Annotated in this window: 21 protein-coding genes; 12 read left to right on the top strand and 9 right to left on the bottom strand. The window is 64.5% G+C overall.

What is annotated here, in order from left to right; translation table 11 throughout:
* Nucleotides 1-494: 494 nt before the first annotated feature.
* Nucleotides 495-1,340 (bottom strand): aldo/keto reductase, encoded by an 846-nt coding sequence (locus LPA37_RS17580; protein ID WP_228976915.1) that lies wholly within the window; start codon nucleotides 1,338-1,340, stop codon nucleotides 495-497.
* A gap of 213 nt (nucleotides 1,341-1,553) precedes the next feature.
* Here LPA37_RS17580 and LPA37_RS17575 point away from each other — a divergent pair, with 213 nt between their 5' ends.
* Entirely contained in the window at nucleotides 1,554-2,300 is a 747-nt protein-coding gene (locus LPA37_RS17575; protein ID WP_229013212.1) for a GntR family transcriptional regulator, read from the top strand.
* 162 nt (nucleotides 2,301-2,462) lie between these two features.
* Here the strand turns inward: LPA37_RS17575 and LPA37_RS17570 are convergent, their stop codons facing one another.
* Nucleotides 2,463-2,798: a DUF2917 domain-containing protein gene (locus LPA37_RS17570; RefSeq protein WP_228976911.1), complete on the bottom strand. Its 336-nt coding sequence runs from the start codon at nucleotides 2,796-2,798 to the stop codon at nucleotides 2,463-2,465.
* A 156-nt stretch (nucleotides 2,799-2,954) separates the two neighbouring features.
* On the opposite strand from LPA37_RS17570, the gene LPA37_RS17565 reads away from it, so the two are divergent.
* The 3 genes from LPA37_RS17565 to LPA37_RS17555 all read left to right on the top strand — a co-directional run bounded on the left by LPA37_RS17565 (nucleotide 2,955) and on the right by LPA37_RS17555 (nucleotide 7,524).
* The gene (locus tag LPA37_RS17565; RefSeq protein ID WP_229013211.1) at nucleotides 2,955-4,361 is read left to right on the top strand and encodes an aminotransferase-like domain-containing protein; all 1,407 of its coding nucleotides are present in this window, start codon (nucleotides 2,955-2,957) and stop codon (nucleotides 4,359-4,361) included.
* A 179-nt stretch (nucleotides 4,362-4,540) separates the two neighbouring features.
* Nucleotides 4,541-5,977, top strand: a complete 1,437-nt coding sequence (gene mdtD, locus LPA37_RS17560) for a multidrug transporter subunit MdtD (protein ID WP_229013210.1) — start codon at nucleotides 4,541-4,543, stop codon at nucleotides 5,975-5,977.
* Between the two features lie 272 nt (nucleotides 5,978-6,249).
* A complete protein-coding gene (locus LPA37_RS17555; RefSeq protein WP_228977162.1) occupies nucleotides 6,250-7,524 on the top strand; it encodes an EAL domain-containing protein in 1,275 nt (424 codons plus the stop codon).
* Nucleotides 7,525-7,568: 44 nt separating this feature from the next.
* Here the strand turns inward: LPA37_RS17555 and LPA37_RS17550 are convergent, their stop codons facing one another.
* Nucleotides 7,569-8,516 (bottom strand): sigma-70 family RNA polymerase sigma factor, encoded by a 948-nt coding sequence (locus LPA37_RS17550; RefSeq protein WP_228976906.1) that lies wholly within the window; start codon nucleotides 8,514-8,516, stop codon nucleotides 7,569-7,571.
* A gap of 203 nt (nucleotides 8,517-8,719) precedes the next feature.
* Between LPA37_RS17550 and clpP the strand changes: the two genes are divergently transcribed.
* Entirely contained in the window at nucleotides 8,720-9,370 is a 651-nt protein-coding gene (clpP, locus tag LPA37_RS17545) for an ATP-dependent Clp endopeptidase proteolytic subunit ClpP (protein ID WP_228976904.1), read from the top strand.
* A gap of 70 nt (nucleotides 9,371-9,440) precedes the next feature.
* On the opposite strand, the gene LPA37_RS17540 is transcribed toward clpP, so the two are convergent.
* From LPA37_RS17540 to xseA, 3 genes are all read right to left on the bottom strand, one after another.
* A complete protein-coding gene (locus LPA37_RS17540) occupies nucleotides 9,441-10,253 on the bottom strand; it encodes an alpha/beta fold hydrolase (protein ID WP_229013209.1) in 813 nt (270 codons plus the stop codon).
* A 189-nt stretch (nucleotides 10,254-10,442) separates the two neighbouring features.
* Complete coding sequence (gene sodB / locus LPA37_RS17535) at nucleotides 10,443-11,021, bottom strand: superoxide dismutase (RefSeq protein WP_228976902.1); 579 nt, start codon at nucleotides 11,019-11,021, stop codon at nucleotides 10,443-10,445.
* A gap of 184 nt (nucleotides 11,022-11,205) precedes the next feature.
* Entirely contained in the window at nucleotides 11,206-12,585 is a 1,380-nt protein-coding gene (gene xseA / locus LPA37_RS17530) for an exodeoxyribonuclease VII large subunit (protein WP_228977157.1), read from the bottom strand.
* Between the two features lie 565 nt (nucleotides 12,586-13,150).
* Here xseA and lpxK point away from each other — a divergent pair.
* The 5 genes from lpxK (at nucleotide 13,151) to LPA37_RS17505 (ending at nucleotide 17,162) form a co-directional block, all read left to right on the top strand.
* On the top strand, nucleotides 13,151-14,167 hold the full coding sequence (gene lpxK / locus LPA37_RS17525) for a tetraacyldisaccharide 4'-kinase (protein ID WP_228976901.1): 1,017 nt from the start codon (nucleotides 13,151-13,153) through the stop codon (nucleotides 14,165-14,167).
* Nucleotides 14,148-14,354 (top strand): Trm112 family protein, encoded by a 207-nt coding sequence (locus LPA37_RS17520; protein WP_228976900.1) that lies wholly within the window; start codon nucleotides 14,148-14,150, stop codon nucleotides 14,352-14,354. Before lpxK ends, LPA37_RS17520 begins: the two co-directional genes overlap by 20 nt.
* 163 nt (nucleotides 14,355-14,517) lie before the next feature.
* Nucleotides 14,518-15,327: a 3-deoxy-manno-octulosonate cytidylyltransferase gene (gene kdsB / locus LPA37_RS17515; protein WP_228976898.1), complete on the top strand. Its 810-nt coding sequence runs from the start codon at nucleotides 14,518-14,520 to the stop codon at nucleotides 15,325-15,327.
* Between the two features lie 229 nt (nucleotides 15,328-15,556).
* Nucleotides 15,557-16,219 (top strand): adenylate kinase, encoded by a 663-nt coding sequence (gene adk / locus LPA37_RS17510; protein WP_228976896.1) that lies wholly within the window; start codon nucleotides 15,557-15,559, stop codon nucleotides 16,217-16,219.
* A 184-nt stretch (nucleotides 16,220-16,403) separates the two neighbouring features.
* Entirely contained in the window at nucleotides 16,404-17,162 is a 759-nt protein-coding gene (locus tag LPA37_RS17505) for a 3-hydroxyacyl-CoA dehydrogenase (protein ID WP_229013208.1), read from the top strand.
* A 118-nt stretch (nucleotides 17,163-17,280) separates the two neighbouring features.
* Here LPA37_RS17505 and LPA37_RS17500 read toward each other — a convergent pair whose 3' ends face one another.
* Nucleotides 17,281-18,132 (bottom strand): SirB1 family protein, encoded by an 852-nt coding sequence (locus tag LPA37_RS17500; RefSeq protein WP_228976893.1) that lies wholly within the window; start codon nucleotides 18,130-18,132, stop codon nucleotides 17,281-17,283.
* Complete coding sequence (gene murJ / locus LPA37_RS17495; RefSeq protein WP_228976890.1) at nucleotides 18,129-19,679, bottom strand: murein biosynthesis integral membrane protein MurJ; 1,551 nt, start codon at nucleotides 19,677-19,679, stop codon at nucleotides 18,129-18,131. The genes LPA37_RS17500 and murJ overlap by 4 nt, the downstream gene beginning before the upstream one ends.
* A gap of 597 nt (nucleotides 19,680-20,276) precedes the next feature.
* Here murJ and rpsT point away from each other — a divergent pair.
* Complete coding sequence (gene rpsT / locus LPA37_RS17490; protein ID WP_228976889.1) at nucleotides 20,277-20,555, top strand: 30S ribosomal protein S20; 279 nt, start codon at nucleotides 20,277-20,279, stop codon at nucleotides 20,553-20,555.
* Nucleotides 20,556-20,811: 256 nt separating this feature from the next.
* On the opposite strand, the gene LPA37_RS17485 is transcribed toward rpsT, so the two are convergent.
* Nucleotides 20,812-21,153: a DUF3579 domain-containing protein gene (locus tag LPA37_RS17485; RefSeq protein WP_228976887.1), complete on the bottom strand. Its 342-nt coding sequence runs from the start codon at nucleotides 21,151-21,153 to the stop codon at nucleotides 20,812-20,814.
* Nucleotides 21,154-21,577: 424 nt separating this feature from the next.
* Here LPA37_RS17485 and argF point away from each other — a divergent pair, with 424 nt between their 5' ends.
* A complete protein-coding gene (argF, locus tag LPA37_RS17480) occupies nucleotides 21,578-22,507 on the top strand; it encodes an ornithine carbamoyltransferase (RefSeq protein WP_228976885.1) in 930 nt (309 codons plus the stop codon).
* The last annotated feature ends 90 nt before the right edge of the window (nucleotides 22,508-22,597 follow it).

Below are 22,597 nucleotides of genomic sequence, written 5' to 3'. Positions count from 1 at the left end.
GTGGCGGCGGCTGTGGTTGTGGCGGCGGTGGCAGCAGCGGTGGTGCCAGCAGCGGCGGTCACGGCGGCGGCTTCGGCGCCGGTGGCCCTGGTGGTGGCTTCGGCGCTGGCGGCCCTGGCGGGGGCTTCGGTGCTGGTGGTCCCGGCGGTGGGTTTGGCGGTGGTTTCGGCAGAGGTAGCGGCTCCGGCGGTGGCTATGGCGGCAGCTCCGGCGGCAGTGGTAGAGGTGGTGGCAACGGACGTTAGATCCACAGCTACGGAACGGCGCCCCCGCGCCGTTCCGCATATCCGAAACGATTCAAAACCCTGTCGGTCCGTGCCTGTGCAGGCGGCGACGTCGCGATCCCCCGGTCGGGCGTCGTCGCCCGGGCCGGATATCTTTCCGCGATTTTTCTCGCAGCTTCACGCCACGCGTGCAGTTGATGCAACGCGTCTTCTCGATGCACACAGCCAGCGTCCATATCTGAAGCACGCCGCGCCGCGTGTGCACGAGCGTCACAGCATTTCGAGCGACCGCTTGCTGCGTGGCGGCCGGAAATACGCATCGATGGCGGCATGTTCATCGACAGTGAGTTGCAGGTCCAGCGCACGCCGGTTGTCGCGCACATGCTCGATGCGGCCTGACTTCGGAATCGCGAATACCTCCGGCCGGCGCAGCACCCACGCGAGCGCCACCTGAAACACCGACACACCACGCGCACCGGCAATGTCGTCGAGCGGTGAGCGCTTCGGAAGACGCGCGTGATCGACCGGGCTGTACGACATGGCTGGCATCGAACGTTCCGCGAGCCACGGCAGCAGATCGAACTCGGGTCCGCGTCGCGCGACGTTGTAGAGCACCTGGTTCGTCGCGCACGCGTCACCGCCGGGCACGGAAAAGAGTTCTTCCATATCGTCGGTGTCGAAATTGCTGACGCCCCAGTGACGAATCTTGCCCGCGCGGCGCAGCGCCTCGAAACCTTCGACGGTCTGCGCGAGCGGCACCGAGCCGCGCCAGTGCAGCAGATACAGATCGATGCGATCGGTCTTCAGACGCTGAAGGCTCTGCTCACACGCCGCCTGCACGCCACGACGGCTCGCGTTGTGCGGATAGACCTTGCTGACGAGAAACACGTCGTCGCGCACGCCATGCAACGCTTCGCCCAGCAGCGATTCCGTCGCGCCGTCGCCGTACATTTCGGCCGTGTCGATGAGTGTCATGCCGAGGTCGACGCCTTCGCGTATCGCGGCGATCTCGGCGGCGCGGCGCGACGGCTGTTCGCCCATTTCCCACGTGCCCTGCCCCAGCTTCGGAATGCGTTCGCCGTCGGGCAGGCTCACGCTTGCGATCTCATTCGACATGATTGCTCCTTGTGTGCGGGTTTCCCCGGCGTACGCCGCGCGACGCCACCAGCAACCCGGCAGGTGAGCAGGCAGACAGGCGCGCGCGACGAGCCTCATTTGAACGAGTGTATCCGCTCACGAAACCGCGAACAGATGCCCTCGCAAAAGCCCGCTATAACGCGAACGCGCCAATGACATAGAATTGCCGCTTGCCCTTCTTGCGTCCGTCACATGAACTCTGCCTCGGAAGACCGCTGGCGCAACCTGCGCCCGGACCCGGAAAACGACACACCGCTCTACCTGCAACTCGCCCGCAAACTCGGTCACGCGATCCATGAGAACCGCTGGAACGCCGGCGAAGCATTGCCCTCCGAACGCGTGCTGTCGGATGCGCTGGGCGTCTCGCGCATCACGGCACGCAAGGCGATCGCGCTGCTGGTCGAACAGGGATTGATCCGGCGCACCCAGGGCGCGGGCAGTTTCATCACGCCGCGCTACGAAGATCCGCTGTCGCGTCTGTCGAGCTTCAGCGAAATGCTGCGCCGTCGCGGCTTCACGCCGAGTTCGCAGTGGCTGTCACGTGAGATCCAGCCCGCCAATCGCGACGAGGTGATCCAGCTGGGGTTGTCGCCGGCCGCGGCGGTGACGCGTCTGCGACGTCTGCGGCTCGCGGACGGCATCGTGATGGCGGTCGAAAATTCGACGTTTCCTTCGTCGGTGATTCCCGATCCGCAGGCGATCGGCGATTCGCTGTACAGCTATCTCGAACAGCGCGGTCTCTCGATCGTGCGCGCGTTGCAGCACTTCCGCGCGGTCAACGCCAGCGAGGAAATCGCGCACCAGATGAGCATCGCGCGGAACGAGGCGCTGCTTTTGATCACGCGCGTCGGCTACACCGCCGACCAGCGCGCGATCGAACTCACCGATACCTACTGCCGCAACGATTACTACGACTTCGTCGCGGAGCTTCGCAAGTAGGCGCGATCAGGTTGCGCGCGATGTCCAGCGCGCTTCGCCGGTGCCGGCCGGCACCGGCGGCCGCGTCGACCGGGCGCCCCATTCGACGACCGCAAACCGGCAAAACGTATGCCCCTTTCCTGCGGGAGCTTTCCTGCACCGCCTACGGCTGGCGGCCGACGTTCAAACCGCGGCGAACCAGCGCGGCATCCAGTCACGCAGCGAGCGCCCGGACAGCCTGAACAGCAGCGATGCGCTCGCGGGGAACGTGCGCTCGTGCAGCGCGCAGCCGGCAACCGTCAGTGCGACACGTGCAGTGTCCGGCCCGGCGCTGACCCACGCGCGGGCGCCACGCCGCAGTTCGAAGGTTGCACCGGGAGCGAGCCAGTAATCCTCCGGATCACCATCGATCGTGAGCCACACCTGCCCCGCCATCACCTTCAGGATGAGCGGTTCGGCGACGCGCCATGCGGTCGCCGGCTCGTCATGTTCCAGTTCGAAAGTACGGATTTCGCGCATCGCAGTGCTCCTTGAAACGGCTTTATGGTTGAGTCATTATTGCGGCGCGGCGACCGGAACCCCATGCACACTTCCAGACAGTTTCATCGAAACTGTACAGTCGAAAAGTCAGACAGTAGCGGTTAACCCGAACCGTACACCGAACCATGAGGCGGTATGAAACTCGAACTCGACCGTGACAACGGCGTGCCGCTCACGGAGCAGATCGTCAATGGCGTGCAGACGTGGATCCGTTCGCGCGTCGCGCATCCAGGCGCGAAACTGCCGTCGATCCGCCAGTTCGCCGCCGATTACCAGATCAGCCGCTTCCCCGTGATCGAGGCGTACGACCGGCTCGTGTCGCAGGGTTTCATCGATTCGCGGCACGGCTCGGGCTTTTACGTCGCCGAACGCTCGCGCGCGATGCTGGCGGGTCAGGGCATGTCCGACCCGCGCCGCGCGGACGAAGAGTCGGATCACATCCTCCAGCAGTTCAACCATCCGGGCGAATCGCTGAAGCTCGGCAGCGGCTTCATTCCCGAAGCGTGGCGCGACATGGAGAGCATCGCCCAGGCGGTCCGTCATGTGTCGCGCGTCGACAGCTCGAGTCTGATCGATTACGCCACGCCGCCTGGCAACGCGGCGCTGCGCGACCATCTGCAGGGACGCATCGCGCAGCTCGGCATCCCGGTGGATGCGTCGCAGATCCTGATCACGAACGGCGCGAGCCAGGCGCTCGACATGCTGATGCGCTACATGCTGAAAGCCGGCGACACGGTATTCGTCGAAGATCCCGGCTACTACAACCTGAACGGCCTGCTGAAGCTGCATGGCGTGCGGCTCGTCGGCATTCCGCGCACGCGCAACGGCCCCGACCTCGACGTGATGCAGGCGATGCTCAAGGAGCACCGTCCGCGCCTCTTCTTCGTCAACACGGTGTTCCACAACCCGACCGGCACGACGGTCTCGCCGCCCGTCGCGTTTCGTCTGCTGCAACTGGCACGCGAGCATCAGTTCACGATCATCGAAGACGATATCTACGCGGATTTCCAGGCCGAACCGACCGACCGCCTCGCCACGCTCGACCAGCTGGAGCACGTGGTGTACGTGGGCGGGCTGTCGAAGACGCTGTCGTCTTCGCTGCGCATCGGCTATCTCGTCGCGAGCCCGGCGATCGTCAAGGATCTCGCCGACGTGAAAATGCTGACGAGCATCGGCGGCTCGCGTTTCGCCGAAGCGGTGGCCGTCGCGCTGCTGGAGCGCGGCATGTATCGCAAGTATCTGGAGCGCCTGCGCCGCCGGATGCGCGACGCACTCGGGCTCACGGTGCAGACGCTCGAAGACAGCGGCTGGGAGCTGTTCGACAAGCCGCTTGGCGGCAAATTCGTGTGGGCGCGCGTGCCGCACGTCGCGGATGCGGCGCGGCTCGTCGAGTGTGGCGGACCGCTTGGCGTGACGGTCGCGCCAGGAAGCTACTTCCGCCCGAACGCGGAGCCGAGCCCGTGGATCCGCGTGAACGCCGCGTTCACGCACGACCCGCGCGCGCGGGCGTTTTTCGACGCCGCCGCCGCGCTGCCGGACTGACGCGCAAGCACTCACGCAGCGGGCGTCCGGCAGCGCACAGCCACACCGTGCCGCACGCCCGCAGGACCGTGGGATCACCCCGGCCCTGCCCGGTTCGCGGCGGCGCCTGCCCGTCTGCCGGTAGAATGGCCGCTCCTCGCCCAGCCCCTTCGCACGCGCACGCGCGCCTGCCTGCCCTCATGTCAACCGTCCGTACCGCGTCCGCGCCATCGCCGAAAACCCTCACCGTCATGTTGTGGCTGGTCGCCATCGGGTTTTTCATGCAGACGCTCGACGCGACGATCGTCAACACCGCGCTCCCCGCGATGGCGACGAGCCTCGGCGAACTGCCGCTGCGCATGCAGTCGGTGGTGATCGCCTATTCGCTGACGATGGCGGTCATGATTCCAGTGTCGGGCTGGCTCGCCGACAAGCTCGGCACCCGCCACGTGTTCATGAGCGCGATCTTCGTGTTCACCGTCGGCTCACTCCTTTGCGCGAACGCGCACACGCTGAACCAGCTGGTGATATTCCGTGTCGTGCAGGGCGTCGGTGGCGCGATGCTGCTGCCCGTCGGGCGGCTCGCGGTGTTGCGCACGTTTCCCGCTGAACGCTATCTGCCGGCGCTTTCTTTCGTCGCGATTCCGGGGTTGATCGGACCGCTGATTGGCCCGACGCTCGGCGGCTGGCTCGTGAAAATCGCCTCGTGGCACTGGATCTTTCTGATCAACGTGCCGGTGGGCATCGCGGGCTGTATCGCGACGGCCATCTTCATGCCGGACAGCCGCAACCCGGATACCGCGAAATTCGACCTGAAGGGTTATCTGCTGCTGATCGGCGGCATGCTCGCGATTTCGTTCGCGCTCGACGGGCGCACGGAGTTCGGCATCCAGCACGCCACCGTGCTCGTGCTGCTGATTCTGAGCCTCGCGTGTTTTGTCGCTTACGGGCTGCATGCGGTGCGTGAGCCGCAACCGATCTTCTCGCTCGATCTGTTCAGGATCCACACGTTCAGCGTCGGCCTGCTCGGCAACCTGTTCGCGCGGATCGGCAGCGGCGCGATGCCGTATCTGATTCCGCTGCTGTTGCAGGTGAGCCTCGGCTACAGCGCGTTCGAGGCCGGCTTGATGATGCTGCCGGTCGCGGCGGCGGGCATGTCGTCGAAGCAGCTCGCGACGCGGCTCATCACGAAGTACGGCTACCGCCGTGTACTGGTGACGAACACCGTGCTCGTCGGTCTTGCGATGGCGAGCTTCTCGCTGACGAGCGTCAACCAGCCGCTGTGGTTGCGGCTCGTGCAGCTCGCGTTCTTCGGCGGCGTCAACTCCATGCAGTTCACCGCGATGAATACGCTTACGCTGAAGGACCTCGGCACGGGCGGCGCAAGCAGCGGCAACAGCCTGTTTTCGCTCGTGCAGATGCTGTCGATGAGTCTTGGCGTCACCGTCGCCGGCGCGCTGCTCGCGACCTTCACCGGCCTGCTGCCGCGCGTGACGCAAGCCAGCTCGCTGCCGGCGTTTCACGCGACGTTCCTGTGCGTCGGCATTATCACGGCGGGATCGGCGTGGATCTTCGCGCAACTCGCACCGGAAATCCGCGCGTCGGCGAAGAAAGCCGATCCGTCCGAACGCACCTGACGCCGTGGTTTCGCCCCTGTGCGCAACGCTGAAAACCGCGCGGCGCGATGATGCCCGCTGGTGCCCAATGGTGCTTCCCGGCGCGACGTTAGCCGCCGCAGGGCGTCGGGCGCACCATCGCCGTGCGTGAGGCGGCTCCGAAGTGCGGACCGGGCCGTAACCGCCATGCGCCAGCGACGATTTCGCCATGCGCATGCTTCTTGCTGTCCTATCCTGTAAACTTGTACTTTCGGCGGCTACGCGCAGCGGCTGATCACAACACGACCGATATGATGAGCATGATCGACCTCGATCCTCCCGGCTTCCAGCCGCCGCGTCCGATGGCAGGCGACGAAGGTGCACGTCGAACCGTCCTGTACGGCGGCTATACCGTCTTCAGCGTGTTCCAGCCGGTGTTTTCGGTGTCGCACCGTCGCGCGATCGGTTATCACGCGTCGCTGCGCGCGCGCGACGAACAGGCGCGCCACGTGCCCTCGCACGAAGTCTTCACGCAGGCGGCGCGGCGCGGCGATCTGCTGGAGCTTGGCCGGCTCGCGGAATCGCTGCATCTCGGCAACTTCAACGCATTCGACAGCCACGACGAGTGGCTCTTCCTGAGCCTGCATCCCGCGGCGCTGATGGACACGAGCTACGGCGACGCCCTGCTCGCAGGGCTGAAGGCGCTCGGCCTGCCGCCGCAGCGCGTGGTGCTCGAAGTGTCGGAACAGGCTGGCGGCGAGACGACGCGCTTCGCCGAAATCATCGATGCGCTGCGCAAGTCCGGTTTCCTGATCGCGCTCGACGGCTTCGGCGCGAAGCATTCGAACATCGATCGCGTGTGGCAGCTGCGCCCCGACATCGTCACGCTCGACCGCTGCATTCTTGCGCAGGCGAGCGAGCATTCGCATATCGAACGCGTGTTGCCGGGCCTCGTTTCGATGCTGCACGAGTCCGGGCAGCTGGTGCTGATGGGCGGCCTTTCCACTGAACGCGATGCGCTGATCGCGCTCGAGTGCAACGTCGATTTCGTGCAGGGCGCGTATTTCGCGGGCCCGAGCGTCGATCCGGTGAAGCCGCAAACCGCGGCCGGTCTGATGGATGCGCTCTCGGCCGCGTTGCGTGAGCGTGTTTCGGCGCGCAAGCATGCTCAGGTCGCGCGCCTCGCGCCGTACGTCGAGGCGCTCGAAACGGCCAGCGCCCAGCTTTGCGCGGGCGAAACGGTCACCCACGCGACGGCGTCGCTGCTCGCGCTCGGCGAAACCGCGCGCTGCTTCCTGCTCGATGCGTCGGGCCGCCAGATCGGCGACAACGTCCTGCCGCCGGGACGCGCCTCACAGCGCGCGAAGCGCTTCCGTCCGCTGCTGCACTCAGAGGGCGCGAGCTGGGAGCGCCGGCCCTATTTCATCGCGGCCGTCCGCGAGCCGGGTCAGGTCCAGCTAACGCCGCCGTATCTGTCGATCAACGAGGCGCACCTGTGCGTCACGGCTTCGATTGCCGCGGAAACAGCACGCGGGTTGCAGGTGCTGTGCGTCGACATCAACTGGGAAGTCGCCGCGCACCGCAATTAAGCGATGCGGCGCGACACGGCGGCGACATGCGGTCCGTCGATCGATCAGCACATCACCGGTTCAGCGCGGCCGATGCGCTTTAGCAGACGCATCACCGCGCGCGCGCCCCACGTCGCGTTCACCTCACGAAGATTCCCCGCCGACGACACGACGCAGAGCCACACGATGCGTCCGTCGCTCACACCCGCGACGTCCACAAGCCCGGTAATCGCCCCATTCGCGGACAGCAGCGCGACGCCTGACATGCCGTTGATCGTCACCGCCCCGGCTGCATGCACGGACGACGACACCTGATCCACCCAGCGCGCCGACGCGATTGCCGCGCCCGCATCGACCTCTTCCGCGTCGCCCAGCACGACTGCGTCTTCCGTGAAGAGGCGCAGCAACTGCGCGCGATCCTGTGCCTCGATCGCCGCACGCAACCGCTCGACCACCTGCGCATGCGCGGACGGATCGACGACTGGTTCTGGCTTGCGGTCTGCACGACGCCCGTCGCCTTCGCGCTGCAACCGCAGTTTCGCGCGATGGACGATCTGCCGGCAGTTCGCCACCGACTTGCCGATCATCCGCGCGATATCCGCGTAGTCGCAATCGAACGCTTCATGCAGCACGAAGGCCGCGCGCTCGTCGGGCGTGAGCCGTTCGAGCAGCAACAGCAACCCGTACGACATCGCCGACGATCGCAGCGCCTCGTCTTCCGCCGAAGGCGCGATGCCGTCGAGCCACGGCTCCGGCAGCCAGCCCGTCGCCCGCGACTGGCGCTCCATGCGCAGATGCCGCAGGCGATCGATCGCAAGACGCACGGTGATCGTCGTAAGCCAGGCTGCGGGCGTGCGAACGGTGCCGGCGTCGGCGAGATGCCATTTGAGCCACGCGTCCTGCACGACGTCCTCGGCTTCGGCACGACTGCCGAGCATCCGGTACGCGAGCGACATCAATTTTCCACGAGATGCCGCGAACGTCGCGACCTTGTCCATTTCGTCTTTCGTCATGCGTGATGCTCCGTCATCGTGGAGAAAACACTTCGGCACCTGAAATGCGCCCCGTCCTGCTGGACGAACCAGCAGGCGAAGGTGTGACAGCGCCTCGCAAAAATAAATTCTGTCACGCGCCACGCGGCGCCTGCGTCATCGAGACAGTCTTCGGCGCAACGCCAGTCTTGCGCCGTTTTCGTCCACCACCGCAAGAGGAACGCATGTCATACCTGCCTCCCCCATCGTTTTCCGGTCTGGGCCTCGTGCCGACCGTCATCGAACAGTCCGGCCGCGGCGAACGCGCCTACGACATCTATTCCCGGCTTCTGCGCGAGCGGATCGTATTTCTGGTCGGGCCGGTGAACGACCAGTCGGCGAGCCTGATCGTCGCGCAGTTGCTGTTTCTCGAATCCGAGAACCCTGACAAGGATATTTCGTTTTACATCAACTCGCCGGGCGGCTCGGTGTACGACGGTCTGGCGATCTACGACACGATGCAGTTCATCAAGCCCGACGTGTCGACGTTGTGTACCGGTTTCGCGGCCAGCATGGGGACGTTTCTGCTCGCCGCGGGGGCGCGCGGCAAGCGCTACGCGCTGCCGAACGCGCGCATCATGATTCACCAGCCGTCGGGCGGCAGCCAGGGCACGGCGGCCGACGTCGAGATTCAGGCAAGGGAAGTGGTGTATCTGCGCGAACGTCTTAACGCGCTACTGGCGGAGCGCACCGGCCAGAGCATCGAGCAGATCGAAAAGGACACCGACCGCGACAACTTCATGTCCACCGAAGACGCGCAACGCTACGGCCTGATCGACGACGTACTGACAACGCGAACCGCGCTGCCCATCGAGGCGAAGCGCAACGACATGTGACGGGTGAAGCGATCGGGCGCGGATGGTTTGACGACCTTGAAGGTCTGCGCCAGCCGCGCGCCGGGGATGCTCACGCGCGCGATGAAAACACCTTGTCGACGAACGTCAGTACTGCGTCGTTGAACAGGTCCGGTCTTTGCAGCGGCGCGAAATGGCTTACGCCTGGCAGCATCACGAGTGCCGCGCCGGGGATGCTGCGCGCGAGATATTCGGCATGTTCCTGCTTGATGAACTCATCGTTTTCGCTTTGCACGATCGTGACCGGAACACGGATTTTTGCGAGATCGTCCGCGGAGTAGTCCGGTTGCGTGCGCATCATTTCGCTCACCGCGTCGACAAACGCGTCGAACGCATCGGGCGTCGGCGAAAGGTGTTCATAGTCCTGGCGATGCCGGCTGAAACATCGGTCGATCACAGGCGTGGGCACGAATTCCTTCGTGCCGCCGGGGTCCATGTTGCAGCCGAAGAAAAACACACCCGCTACCCGTTCGGGCGCCTGCATGCCGAGAATCAACGCCGTGCACGCGCCGTCGCTCCATCCGGTCAGAGCGGCTTTGTCGAGTTGCAATGCGTCCATGACGGCGAGCACGTCGGTGGCCATCCGTTCGTACAGGTAGGGCTTCGCATCGCGCGTGCTGCGTCCGTGGCCACGGCTGTCGATCAGCACCACACGGTGACCGGCACTCACCAGCGCCGGCACCTGATAGCCCCAGTTGCCGCTATGACCGAGGCCGCCGTGCAGCAGGATCACCGGTGCGCCGGCGCCATATGTCGCGTACCAGATGCGGGCGCCGTCATTGTCCACGCTGCCTTGATCGCCCGCGACGGGTAGCGGCGCCGCGCCGTGCGCTTCGAAGTGCTTGAGGTCGTCGTCAGCTTCCATGTTGGTCGGGCTCGATGTACGGTGGACGTTTCAGGAGGATGCCACCGGTTCGGCGAACATGCTCGCCGCTCAAAAAACAGAAAGCCCTCGCATTGGAGGGCTTTCATGTTCAATACCGTCTGGCATCTGGCCGTGACGCCAGGACCTGGGCGCCACGCGCTGGACGATATCGTCGGCTACATCGTGCGCTTACGCGAAATTCTTCGAGGCGAATTCCCAGTTCACGATGTTCCAGTACGCTTCGACAAACTTCGGACGCGCATTGCGATAGTCGATGTAGTACGCGTGTTCCCACACGTCGATCGTCAGGAGCGGCTTTGCGTCCGTGGTGAGCGGCGTTGCGGCGTTGCTGGTCGACACCAGATCGAGCGAGCCGTCGGCTTTCTTCACGAGCCATGCCCAGCCCGAACCGAACGTGCCGACTGCCACCTTCGTGAATTCTTCCTTGAACTTGTCGTAGGAACCCCACTTCGCGTTGATCGCGTCAGCGAGCTTGCCGGTCGGCGCGCCGCCACCTTGCGGCGACAGGCTGTTCCAGAAGAACGTGTGATTCCAGATTTGCGCTGCGTTGTTGAACACGCCACCCGACGACTTCTTGACGATCTCTTCAAGCGGCAGATTCTCGAACTCGGTGCCAGGGATCAGCTTGTTCAGGTTGGTCACATAGGTCTGATGATGCTTGCCGTAGTGAAATTCGAGCGTCTCTTCCGACATGTTCGGAGCGAGCGCGTTCTTTGCGAACGGCAGCGGCGGGAGCGTATGTTCCATGATTGCGTTCCTTGTATCGTGTTATGGGGAGTCTGCGGATAACGCTGTAGAGCACTCGATTGTAGGCGACCAGGAATAACCGTGCAAACCGCCGGTCTTTATGGCGGGAATCGCGCGAACACGCAGCAGATGTAGCGTAAAACATGCTCGTGCAACGCGTGTGACGAGGTCAAAAGTACGGATATCAAAAGCCTTCAGTAAGGCGCGGCTGCACGTCGGAAAGCGCGATGTCGGCGGAGCCTTCGGCGAGATGCACGGTGAGCCGCCGCCCCGGTTTCAGCGCCGACGGCGCGCGCAGCGCACGACCGTTCTGCGCATCGAGCAATGCCGCATAGCCCCGCTCGAGTGTGCGTTGCGGGCTCAACACCTCGAGCCGCGCACCGAGCGTCGCGACGCGCGCCGACTGCCGTTCGTACAGACGCTGCTGCGCGCGTTCGAGGCGTTCAGCGAGCCCGGTCACTTTCGCATGATGTGCGGCGAGATCGGGACGCCAGCGCTGCCAGCGCATCTGCAGGAGCGAGAAGCGCCCGCGTGCGTCACGCACCGGCCGCGCGCCCGCCGAGGCCAGTCTGACCGAAAGCTGATGCAGATGCATGCGTTGCCGCGCGAGCCTTTCGGCTGGCGAGACGAGACGGCGCGCCAGCCAGTCGAGTTGCTGCGCGCGGCGCTCCATCATGCGGCCGAAGCCGCGTGCGAGCGTGGCGTGACGGTGATCGAGATCGCGCAGCAGCAACGCGCGCTGCGGGCTGACGAGTTCGGCCGCGCCCGTCGGCGTGGGCGCACGGACGTCGGCCGCGAAATCGGCGATCGTGAAGTCGGTTTCATGGCCCACGCCGCTCACCACCGGCATCGCGCTTTCAGCAATCGCGCGCGCGAGCACTTCTTCGTTGAACGCCCACAGGTCTTCGATCGAACCGCCGCCGCGACACACGATCAGCACATCGACTTCGCGCCGTGCGTTCGCGGCCTCGACCATCGCCGCAAGTTTCGCGCTCACGCCCGCGCCCTGCACGGGCGCCGGATAGACGATCACCGGAATATGCGGCGCGCGGCGCTGAAGCGTCGTCAGCACGTCGCGCAACGCGGCAGCCTGCAATGATGTGACGATGCCGATCGCGCGCGGATGCGGCGGCAGCGCGCGCTTGCGTTCGGGCGCGAAAAGACCTTCGGCTTCGAGTTGCGCCTTCAGCTTCAGGAACGCTTCGTACAGACGGCCCTGACCGGTACGCCGCACCGCTTCGACGTTCAGTTGCAGCTCGCCGCGCGGCTCGTACATCGTCACCAGCGCGCGCACTTCAATGCGGTCGCCCTCGCGCGGCGTGAATTCGGCATGCTGCGCGCGGCCGCGGAACATCACGCAGCGCATCTGCGCCTGCGCATCCTTGATCGAAAAGTACCAGTGCCCGCTGGCGGCGCGCGTGAAATTGGACACTTCGCCAGCCACCCAGACGAGCGGAAACGAACGTTCGAGCATCGTGCCGATCGCGCGGTTCAGCGCCGATACCGGCACGACGACCTCGCCGCCAGGCGGCGACGATGATGCAAATGGGCTTTCGGGATTCATACCAGGAATGAGTGTTGGCAGGCCGGACAGACGATAGACCGACTGGCTATTCGCGTCCAGCGCACTGTGCAGATTGTGGGAAGTGTCCACATTGGCGCACTCTCGTGCGTCCGCGTTGGCCAGCCTCGCCGGGAAGGCCGTGAATTCGTAGCATGCGTTTGATTATTATGGGTTTTATATCTCCAAAAGAGTAAGCCTTGCCGATGCGTGGCGAGCCTGGCGGCCCTTTGCAGGAGATGGCAGGCGGGTTCTCCACAAAGTTATCCACAGGTGTGCATGCGCCGTTTTGACGATTGCCGCGGACACGTTCCGCGCTGGCTGACTTGCGGCGTACGCCGCTCGCACGCTAGAGTGCCGGCTTCCCGAAGCATCTCGTTGCCGGCCGGCGTCGAACGGTTCCTGCTCCTCCCGTTCCTCTCGCTGCATGTCGCCGCCGCGCGCGGTGCCTGGCTCGACCGGCTGGTCGCCGTCTATCCCGTTCACCGCCCGGAGAACCTGCGTTGCTGCCTGTCCCGTCCTTCCCGCGTACCTCGCCCGCCATGCGTTCCGTTACGGCGGTCCGTTCATGAGCGGACTGAAATCCCGGATCGAAGCGCGTCTGGCGCTGGAATGGCAACGCCGCGGCCCACTCGCCTGGGCGTTGACGCCGCTTGCCTGCCTGTTCGGCGCCATTGCCGCGTCGCGTCGTGCCGCGTTTGCGCTCGGCTGGATGAAAAGCGTGCGCATCGCGGTGCCAGTCGTGGTGGTGGGCAACGTGACGGTCGGCGGAACCGGCAAGACGCCGACGGTGATTGCGCTCGTCGATGCGCTGCGTTCCGCGGGCTTCACACCGGGCATCGTCTCACGCGGCTACGGCGCGAAGATCACGCGTGCCACGCCAGTCACGCCGGCTTCGCCGGCACAGCTTGCGGGCGACGAGCCGCTCCTCATCGCGCGCCGCACGGGCGCGCCCGTCTGGGTATGTCCCGATCGCGTGGCCGCAGCCGAAGCGTTGTGCTCGGCGCACACCGATGTCGACATCATCGTGAGCGACGACGGCCTGCAGCACTACCGGCTCGCGCGCGACGTCGAGCTTGTCGTGTTCGATCACCGGCTGGGCGGCAACGGCTTCCTGCTGCCGGCGGGGCCGTTGCGCGAGCCGCTGTCGCGTCAGCGGGACGCCACGCTCATCAACAATCCCTATGACCGCACGTTGCCTGCGTGGCCTGACACGTTCGCGCTCGAGCTCACGCCTGGCGACGCATGGCATCTCGAGCGCCCTGCGCTGCGCCGGCCGCTTGCGCAGTTCGCCGGCGACCGTGTGCTGGCCGCCGCCGGCATCGGCGCACCGGAGCGCTTTTTCGCGACGCTGCGCGCCGCCGGCCTGTCGCCCGTCACGCGCGCGTTGCCCGATCATTACGCGTACGCCACGAATCCTTTCGCCGACGTCGATGCCGACGCCATCCTGATCACGGAAAAGGATGCGGTAAAATTGGGGTCCTGGCATGATGCGCGGATCTGGGTTGTCCCGGTCGAAGCCGCGCTGGATCACCGCCTTATCGCTTTAGTCGTGGAGAAAGTCCGTGGACGCTCGCCTGCTTGAAATTCTCGTCTGCCCGATCTGCAAGGGCCCGCTCAGCTACGATCGCGCCGCGCAGGAACTGATCTGCAACGCCGACAAGCTGGCCTATCCGATCCGTGACGGCATTCCCGTGATGCTGGTCGACGAAGCACGTCAAACCGTCGAAGGCACGCTGGTCGACCCGGCCGGTCCCGCATCGGACTCGTAACGCCCGGCTCACGCCTGGGTGATCGCGGCGCTTTCGGGCGCCTTGCACGCTGTCCCCGCTCGCCCCTCCTTCACGCCCGTATCCTTGCGCTTCCGGCTTGCCGCTTCGAGAGTATCGAACGCCGGGTGCGCAGCGGGCTCTCACGAGCCGTCAAATCCGTCCCATGACTGAATCTCCCCGTCCCGCTGCCCCGCCGTTCATCGCCGTTGTGCCGGCGCGGCTCGCGTCCACGCGTCTGCCGAACAAGCCGCTCGCCGATATCGGCGGCAAGCCGATGGTCGTGCGCGTCGCCGAACGCGCGCTCGAATCGGGCGCGCAGCAGGTGCTGATCGCGTCGGACGCGCAAGCGGTGCTCGACGTCGCCCGCGAACATGGGATCGAAGCGATGCTGACGCGCGCCGATCATCCGTCGGGCACGGACCGGCTCGCCGAAGTCGCCGCGCATTTCGGCTGGAGCGACGACACGATCGTCGTCAACGTACAGGGCGACGAGCCGTTGATCGACCCGGCACTCGTGCGCGGCGTTGCGTCGCATCTGGCCGCGAACAGCGGCTGCGCGATCGCCACCGCGGCGCACCCGATTATCGATCCCGCCGAAGTCTTCAATCCGAACGTCGTGAAGGTCGTGCTCGACGCGCGAAGCGTCGCGCTCTACTTCTCGCGCGCGCCGATTCCATGGGCGCGCGACGCGTATCAGCCACACTGGCCCGATGTCGCCACGATGCCCGCACCGCCCGCGCTCGCGCACGTCTACCGGCACATCGGCCTCTATGCGTATCGCGCGAAATTTCTGCGTACGTACCCGACGCTCACGCTTTCGCCGATCGAACAGGCCGAGGCGCTCGAACAGTTGCGCGCGATGTGGCATGGCGAGCGCATTGCCGTGCTCGTCACGCAGGACGCGCCGTTGCCCGGCGTCGATACACCGGCCGATCTCGCGCGCGTACAGGCGTTATTCGGGTCGCGAGCATAAAAACCCATGGCATAATCAAACGGTTGCGCGAGCCGCCCGGAGCCATTCTTCGTCAGGGTTTCCCCCGTTTCTGCCGCTGGCAGTCTTGCAGCGCCGTCGTTCACGACGTGCTGCGCGAGACAGGCCGCCGCATTGCGCGCGGGTTTCAGAAACCGGCTGAGCGAAGTTTTGTCGACCTTCCGTCTGCCTCGCGCCACCACAGAATTCACATAGATCTGGAGATATCACCATGCGTTTGATCCTGTTGGGCGCCCCCGGCGCGGGAAAGGGCACCCAGGCAAACTTCATCAAGGAAAAGTTCGGCATCCCGCAGATTTCCACGGGTGACATGCTGCGTGCGGCCGTCAAGGCCGGCACGCCGCTCGGTCTCGAAGCAAAGCGCTTCATGGATGCAGGCGAACTCGTCACCGATGAACTCATCATCAACCTCGTGAAGGAACGTCTGCGCCAGCCCGACTGCGCGAACGGCTATCTGTTCGATGGTTTTCCGCGCACGCTGCCGCAGGCCGAAGCCATGAAGCAGGCCGGCGTCGCGATCGACTACGTGCTGGAAATCGATGTCCCGTTCGACGAGATCATCGTGCGCATGAGCGGTCGCCGCATGCATCCTGCGTCGGGCCGCACGTATCACGTGAAGTTCAATCCGCCGAAAGTCGGGAACACGGATGACGTCACCGGCGAACCGCTGATCCAGCGCGACGACGACAAGGAAGAAACCGTCAGAAAGCGCCTCGACGTGTACGTCGCGCAGACGAAGCCGCTGATCCAGTACTACAACGACTGGGCGAGCCGCGGTACCGAAAACGGTCTGAAGGCGCCGGCTTACCGTCGCATTTCAGGCCTCGGCGCCGTGGACGAAATCCGCGCGCGCGTGTTCGACGCGCTGAAGTAAGCACGTTCGAACGTCGCTGGAAAACCCGCTGCCATGGCGGGTTTTTTATTGCCCACGCGGCTGCGTTCAGCCGTGCAGCCACCCACCCGGCTCGGGGAGTGGCAACGGAATTTTCAGCGGCTACAATCGCCCGTCAACCCCATCCCAATTCGAGCGGTCAACGACCGGAGTAACAGGAGCTGTCATGGACATTCGCGACAACGTATTTCTCATCACCGGTGGTGCATCGGGCCTCGGCGCGGCTACCGCGCGCCTCATCGTTGAAAACGGCGGCAAGGTCGTGCTGGCCGACCTGAACGTGGACGCCGGCAACGCGCTTGCGAGGGAACTGGACGGCGTGTTCGTGAAGTGCGACGTCAGCCGCGAAGACGACGCGACCCAGGCGGTCGGTGCCGCCACGCAGGCCGGCACGCTGCGCGGCCTGATCAACTGCGCGGGCGTCGCGCCCGCCATCAAGACGGTGGGCAAGGACGGACCGCATCCGCTCGATTCCTTCGTCAAAACCATCTCGATCAATCTGATCGGCACGTTCAACATGATCCGCCTCGCGGCTGCGGCGATGTCGAAGAACGAGACGAACGCAAACGGCGAACGCGGTGTGATCGTCAACACGGCGTCGGTGGCCGCGTTCGACGGACAGATCGGTCAGGCGGCGTACGCGGCTTCGAAGAGCGGCGTCGTCGGCATGACGTTGCCGATCGCGCGCGACCTGTCGCGTAATGCGATCCGTGTGATGACGATCGCGCCGGGCATCTTCGAAACGCCGATGCTGCTCGGCATGCCGCAGGACGTGCAGGACGCACTCGGCGCCATGGTGCCGTTCCCGCCGCGCCTTGGCAAACCGGCGGAATACGCGATGCTCGTCAAACAGATTCTCGAGAATCCGATGCTCAACGGCGAAGTGATCCGGCTGGATGGCGCGATCCGGATGCAGCCGAAGTAATCTTCCTCTCGCGGCGCGGCGCCCTGTTTTACGCCGCCATGCCAGCTACAACGAAAAACGCCTGCAATTTTCATCGCAGGCGTTTTTTTGTGCCATTGCAAAACGCAGCTCGCTGCGTTCAATCCCGGTCGTTATGCTGCGTGCGCTGACGCAGCTCGTGCAATTGCGACTCGACGACGGTCGCGTCTTCCGCATCCGGACGATCGCCGAGATAGCGTTCGAGATCTTCCAGCGCCGGGCGCAGGTAATCGAGCCGCGCATACGCGAAGCCGCGATCGCGCACTTCCTCGATGTTTTCCGGCAGCAGGATCACGAGACGCTGCTGCACCGCGAGCAGCCGCTGCCAGCGTTCGGTCTGCAGATAGGTGCTCTTCAGATTGCGCAGCATGCGCGCGATGATCTCGCGGCGCGTGGCCGGTTGCAGCAACATGCGCAGCGCGCGTCCGACCGATTCCCCGGCTTTCGCGACATACGGTTCGAGCATCTCGACCATCTCCGATTCGGACAGCGAATGCCCGGTTGTCGGATCGAGCATCACGTCGCCGTCGGGCGTCGTCACGCGCAGCAGGAAGTGGCCGGGAAACGATACGCCGCGCACGGGCACGTCGATCTGGCTCGCCATCTCCAGATACAGCACGGCGAGCGAAATCGGAATGCCGCGACGCCGCCGCAGCACCATGTTCAGATGGCTGTTGTCGGGGTCGTAATAGTCGTTGAGATTGCTGGCGAAACCCAGCTCGCGGAAGAAAAAGCGGTTCAGCACGCCGACTTTCTGCCTGAGATCGGCATCTTCCGGCATACGGCGCCGCAGACGCAGCACCAGTTCGTCGATCTCGGCGAGAATGCCGGTCAGGTCGAGATCAGGGTACGCATCCTGCGCGAGCGACAGAGCCGCTTCGGTGAGCGGCAGGCTGTCGTCTTCGGCTACGAGCGTGCTGAAATAGTCGAGAACCCGCGTCGTCGTGATCACTTCACCCGCCTTCTGAAATACGCGTACTTGAAGCCCATCAACCAGAGCATACCGAAATATAGCGCGGCGAACAGAACGAGGCACGCACCCAGCAACGCGATGCGGCGCAGCGGCTCGGCGTGCATGCCGATCCAGTCGAAATTGATCGCGAACCAGTGCATGACGCCGGCCATCACGAGACACGCGCCAAGCAGTTGCACGAAGAAGCGCGCCCAGCCGCTCGACGGCATGTAAATGCCGCGGCGGCGCAGCATCACGAAGAGCGCCGCCGCATTCACGCACGAGCCGAGGCCGATGCTGAGCGTAAGCCCGGCGTGCGCGAAAATCGGCACGAACACGTAGTTACAAAGCTGCGTGACGATCAGCACGCCCACCGCGATTTTCACGGGCGTCTTGATGTCCTGCTTCGCGTAGAAACCGGGCGCGAGAATCTTGATGAGAATCAGGCCGATCAGGCCCACGCCATACGCCGATAGCGCGCGGCCAACCATCACGACCGAGTGGCCGTCGAACTTGCCGTAGTGAAAGAGCGTGGCCGTCAGCGGCTCGGCGAAGAAAAAGAGCGCGATGGCGCTTGGCGCGGCAAGCAGGAACGTGACGCGCAAACCCCAGTCGAGCAGCGACGAATACTCGTGTGGATCGGCGTCGACGTGCGCCCTCGACAGACTCGGCAGCAGGATCGTGCCGAGCGCGACGCCGAGCAGCGCGGTCGGAAACTCCATCAGCCGGTCGGCGTAGTTGATCCACGAGACGGCGCCCGGCCCGATATGCGACGCGATGTTCGTATTGATGATGAGACTGATCTGCGACGCCGACACCGCGAACATCGCCGGGACCATCTTCGCGAGCACGCGCTTCACGCCGCGATGCGCGAGCGCGCGCACGGGGTTTAGTCCGATGCGCGGCATCATGTCGATCTTTTTCAGGCCGGGCAACTGCACGAGGAACTGCAGCACGCCGCCCGCGATCACGGCCCACGCGAGCGCGTACACCGGCGTCTTCATGTGCGGCGCGAAGAACACCGCCGCGACGATGAACGCCACGTTCAGCAGCACCGGCGCGAACGCGGGCAGCGAAAAGTTCTTGTACGTGTTGAGCACCGCCGACGCCAGCGACGTCAGCGAAATGAAGACGATGTACGGGAACATGATCCGCGTCATCGCGACGGCGAGCGGATACGCCTGCCCGTCGGCCCTGAGGCCCGACGCGACGACGTACACGACAAACGACGCACCCGCGATCCCCAGTGCCGACAGCACGACCAGCGCCCAGGCAAGCACAGTCGACGTTGCGTCGACGAGCGCCTTGGTGGCGTCGTGACCCTGCTGGTTCTTGAACTCGGCGAGGATCGGGACGAAGGCCTGCGAAAACGCGCCTTCGGCGGAAATACGACGCAGCAGGTTCGGGATGCGGAAGGCGACGTAGAACGCGTCGGTGTACTGGCTGGCGCCGAACGCTCGGGCGATCAGCGTCTCGCGGGCCAGGCCGGTCACGCGCGACAGCAGCGTGAATCCGCTGACCGTCAGCAGGGCTCGGAATAGATTCATGGGGCGCTTATTATACGGGTGCCGCTCACATGAGCGGACGACGGGACGAGCCGGAACGCGAGTCGGACCGTTTCCAGCTAGCGACGTTCGCGAAATATTCGTCTGGTGCGGGGTTTGCCCGAGGTTTGTGCGCGGTTTGTCCGGCATTCCGGAGCACAGCGGAGCGAAGACTACACCCGCCGCCGGGCATCCGTGCAACAACCGCAGGCGCCTGCGGGCGGTGCTTGTCCGCAAGCCAGTAGCGACGCGCCACGAGGGACGGCGGCCTATTTCCGTTGCCACATGCCTGATTTTGTTGCTATAATCGCCGGTTTCGAGGCTCGCTCGGCCGTCGGATCACGTCTTCGTATGCATGGAGTCATGTTGCCAGGATGATGTGACGGACGTGAGGCGACCGGGGTGCGAACCGAAACAGGTGCGCTTTCTGTCACTTTCGCGTATCTGCCGGTCTTGGGTTTCGTTCTCGAAATCAGACCGGATCGGACTCAATCGAACTCTTTTGCGCCTCTGGGCAATCGCTTCCAGAGGTTCGGATCAAAGCAGCGCCAACCCACTTGAAGGCTGGCACTGGAAACAGGAACAGGATAAGGAACCGTCATGGCAAATACCGCACAAGCACGCAAGCGCGCCCGCCAGGCCGCCAAGGCCAATTCGCACAACTCGGCACTGCGCTCGAAGTTCCGCACCGCGATCAAGGCAGTCCGCAAGGCGATCGACGCCGGCGACCAGGCCAAGGCCGCTGAACTCTTCAAGGCATCGTCGAAGACCATCGACATCATCGCCGACAAGAGAATCGTTCACAAGAACAAGGCAGCTCGCCATAAGAGCCGCCTCGCTGCAGCCATCAAGGGTCTGCAAGCGCCCGCAGCGCAGTAAATCCGGTCGGCTCGCTTCGGCGGGCTACCTCCTGTTTCCGCTGCATCATGAAAGCCCGCTCTGGCGGGCTTTTTTGTATTCGCGCGCAAACAATGCCCGCCGCGCGGCGATGTTCCGGCCCCCTGCTCGCCCTCGACTGAGTGCGCGACGGACGTAAAAAAACCCGCTTCGGCGGGTTTTTGTTCGCTCGGGCCCTGGCGCCCCTGCCTCCTGTCGCGCTTCGTCGCGCCAGCGAGGTCTTGTCCTGCAAATGCCGCTACGCCTGTTGCGCGATCTTCTGCTGGGTACCGTGATGCGCCGGCAACTCACACGCCTCGGTCACGACCAGATCATTGTCTTTTGCAAAATTCATCACGAAATCGAAAGCCATCGGCTCGATGTCGCGCAGACGCGAATCGAGAATGACGACCTTGAGATCACCAAGCAAGGTCGGACGAACGTAGAGCGAGTACTGAAGACGGGCATTCGGCCCCTTCGCGCCGGGACCGAAACACGACATGACGCCGGCGAGCCGTTCCGACCAGTCGCTCGGACGGAACTTCCTTCCTTTCGACGTGATGCCCTGAATGAAATACTCGGTTGGAGGTACTTCGGCCATGTAGGGATTCCTGTATGACTGCCCTGGGAAGTGCGTGCCTGTGGACCCTTGCGGCTACCTGAAGATCCGGGACGACGCGTGCAAACCGCGCCGTGACGCCCTGAAACACGCCGCCAGGCGGAGAGCACACCACGCGAAAGGGATTGCGTGGACCCCACGCGCGAGCCGTGTCCCGAAAGCTCGGCGCCTGCCTGCCGGGCTTGGGAAAACCCTGAGATTATAGCGCAGCGGATGTTGTTCCGCACTGCACACAAGCCTCCTGACACATGCATACGGAATGCCCCGCACGCCCTCGCAGGCTCTCATATGGCCGTCTGGCCGACTCGTCAAACCAGGCAAAATCCTTTATGCTGCATTGAGTTACCACAAAACGACGGCGGCGCCGTCCGGCAATTCTGCCGGGTGAGACCGCCGTATTTGTTTCATGACCGCCAAGAAAATTCGTCACTATCTGCAGTTCAAGGATTTCTCGCTGGAAGACTACGAGTACGTGCTCGAGCGCGCCCGCATTCTGAAACGCAAGTTCAAGAACTACGAGACTTACCATCCGCTGCACGACCGCACGCTCGCGATGATCTTCGAGAAAAACTCGACGCGCACGCGCCTGTCGTTCGAGGCGGGCATCTTCCAGCTCGGCGGCCACGCCGTGTTCATGAGCACGCGCGACACGCAACTCGGCCGCGGCGAACCGATCGAAGACGCGGCGCAGGTCATCTCGCGCATGGTCGACATCATCATGATCCGCACGTTCGGCCAGGACATCATCCAGCGCTTTGCCGACAATTCGCGCGTGCCGGTCATCAACGGTCTCACGAACGAGTTTCACCCGTGCCAGGTGCTGGCGGACATCTTCACGTACTTCGAGCATCGCGGCCCGATTCGCGGCAAGTCGGTTGCGTGGGTCGGCGACGCGAACAACATGCTCTACACGTGGATCGAAGCCGCGCACATTCTCGGGTTCAACCTGCGCATCTCCACGCCGCCGGGTTACAAGCTCGATCGCGCGCTCGTCGCGGCGGAGAGCGCGCCGAGCTGGCAGGAATTCGACGATCCGAACAAAGCCTGCGCGGGCGCCGATCTCGTCACCACCGATGTCTGGACCAGCATGGGTTTCGAAGCTGAAAACGAAGCCCGCAAGCAGGCGTTCGCCGACTGGTGCGTCGACGCCGACATGATGGCGCGCGCGAATGCCGACGCGCTTTTCATGCACTGCCTGCCGGCGCATCGCGGCGAGGAAGTCAGCGCCGACGTGATCGACGGGCCGCAGAGCGTCGTGTGGGACGAAGCGGAAAACCGTCTGCATGTGCAAAAGGCGCTGATGGAATTCCTGCTGCTCGGCAAGCTCAATCACTGAGCGTGCCGGCCCAAAACCGCGGGCGCGCCCGCGGTTTAGTGTCAAAATAGCGTTTTTACGTGCCCGGATCAGCCGGCGCGCGCCGTTTTC

Origin of the sequence: Paraburkholderia gardini (genome assembly GCF_907164545.1) — a bacterium.
GTDB lineage: Bacteria > Pseudomonadota > Gammaproteobacteria > Burkholderiales > Burkholderiaceae > Paraburkholderia > Paraburkholderia gardini.
The sequence above is the reverse complement of the archived record's forward strand: the minus strand, read 5'-3'. Positions and strand labels throughout refer to the sequence as shown.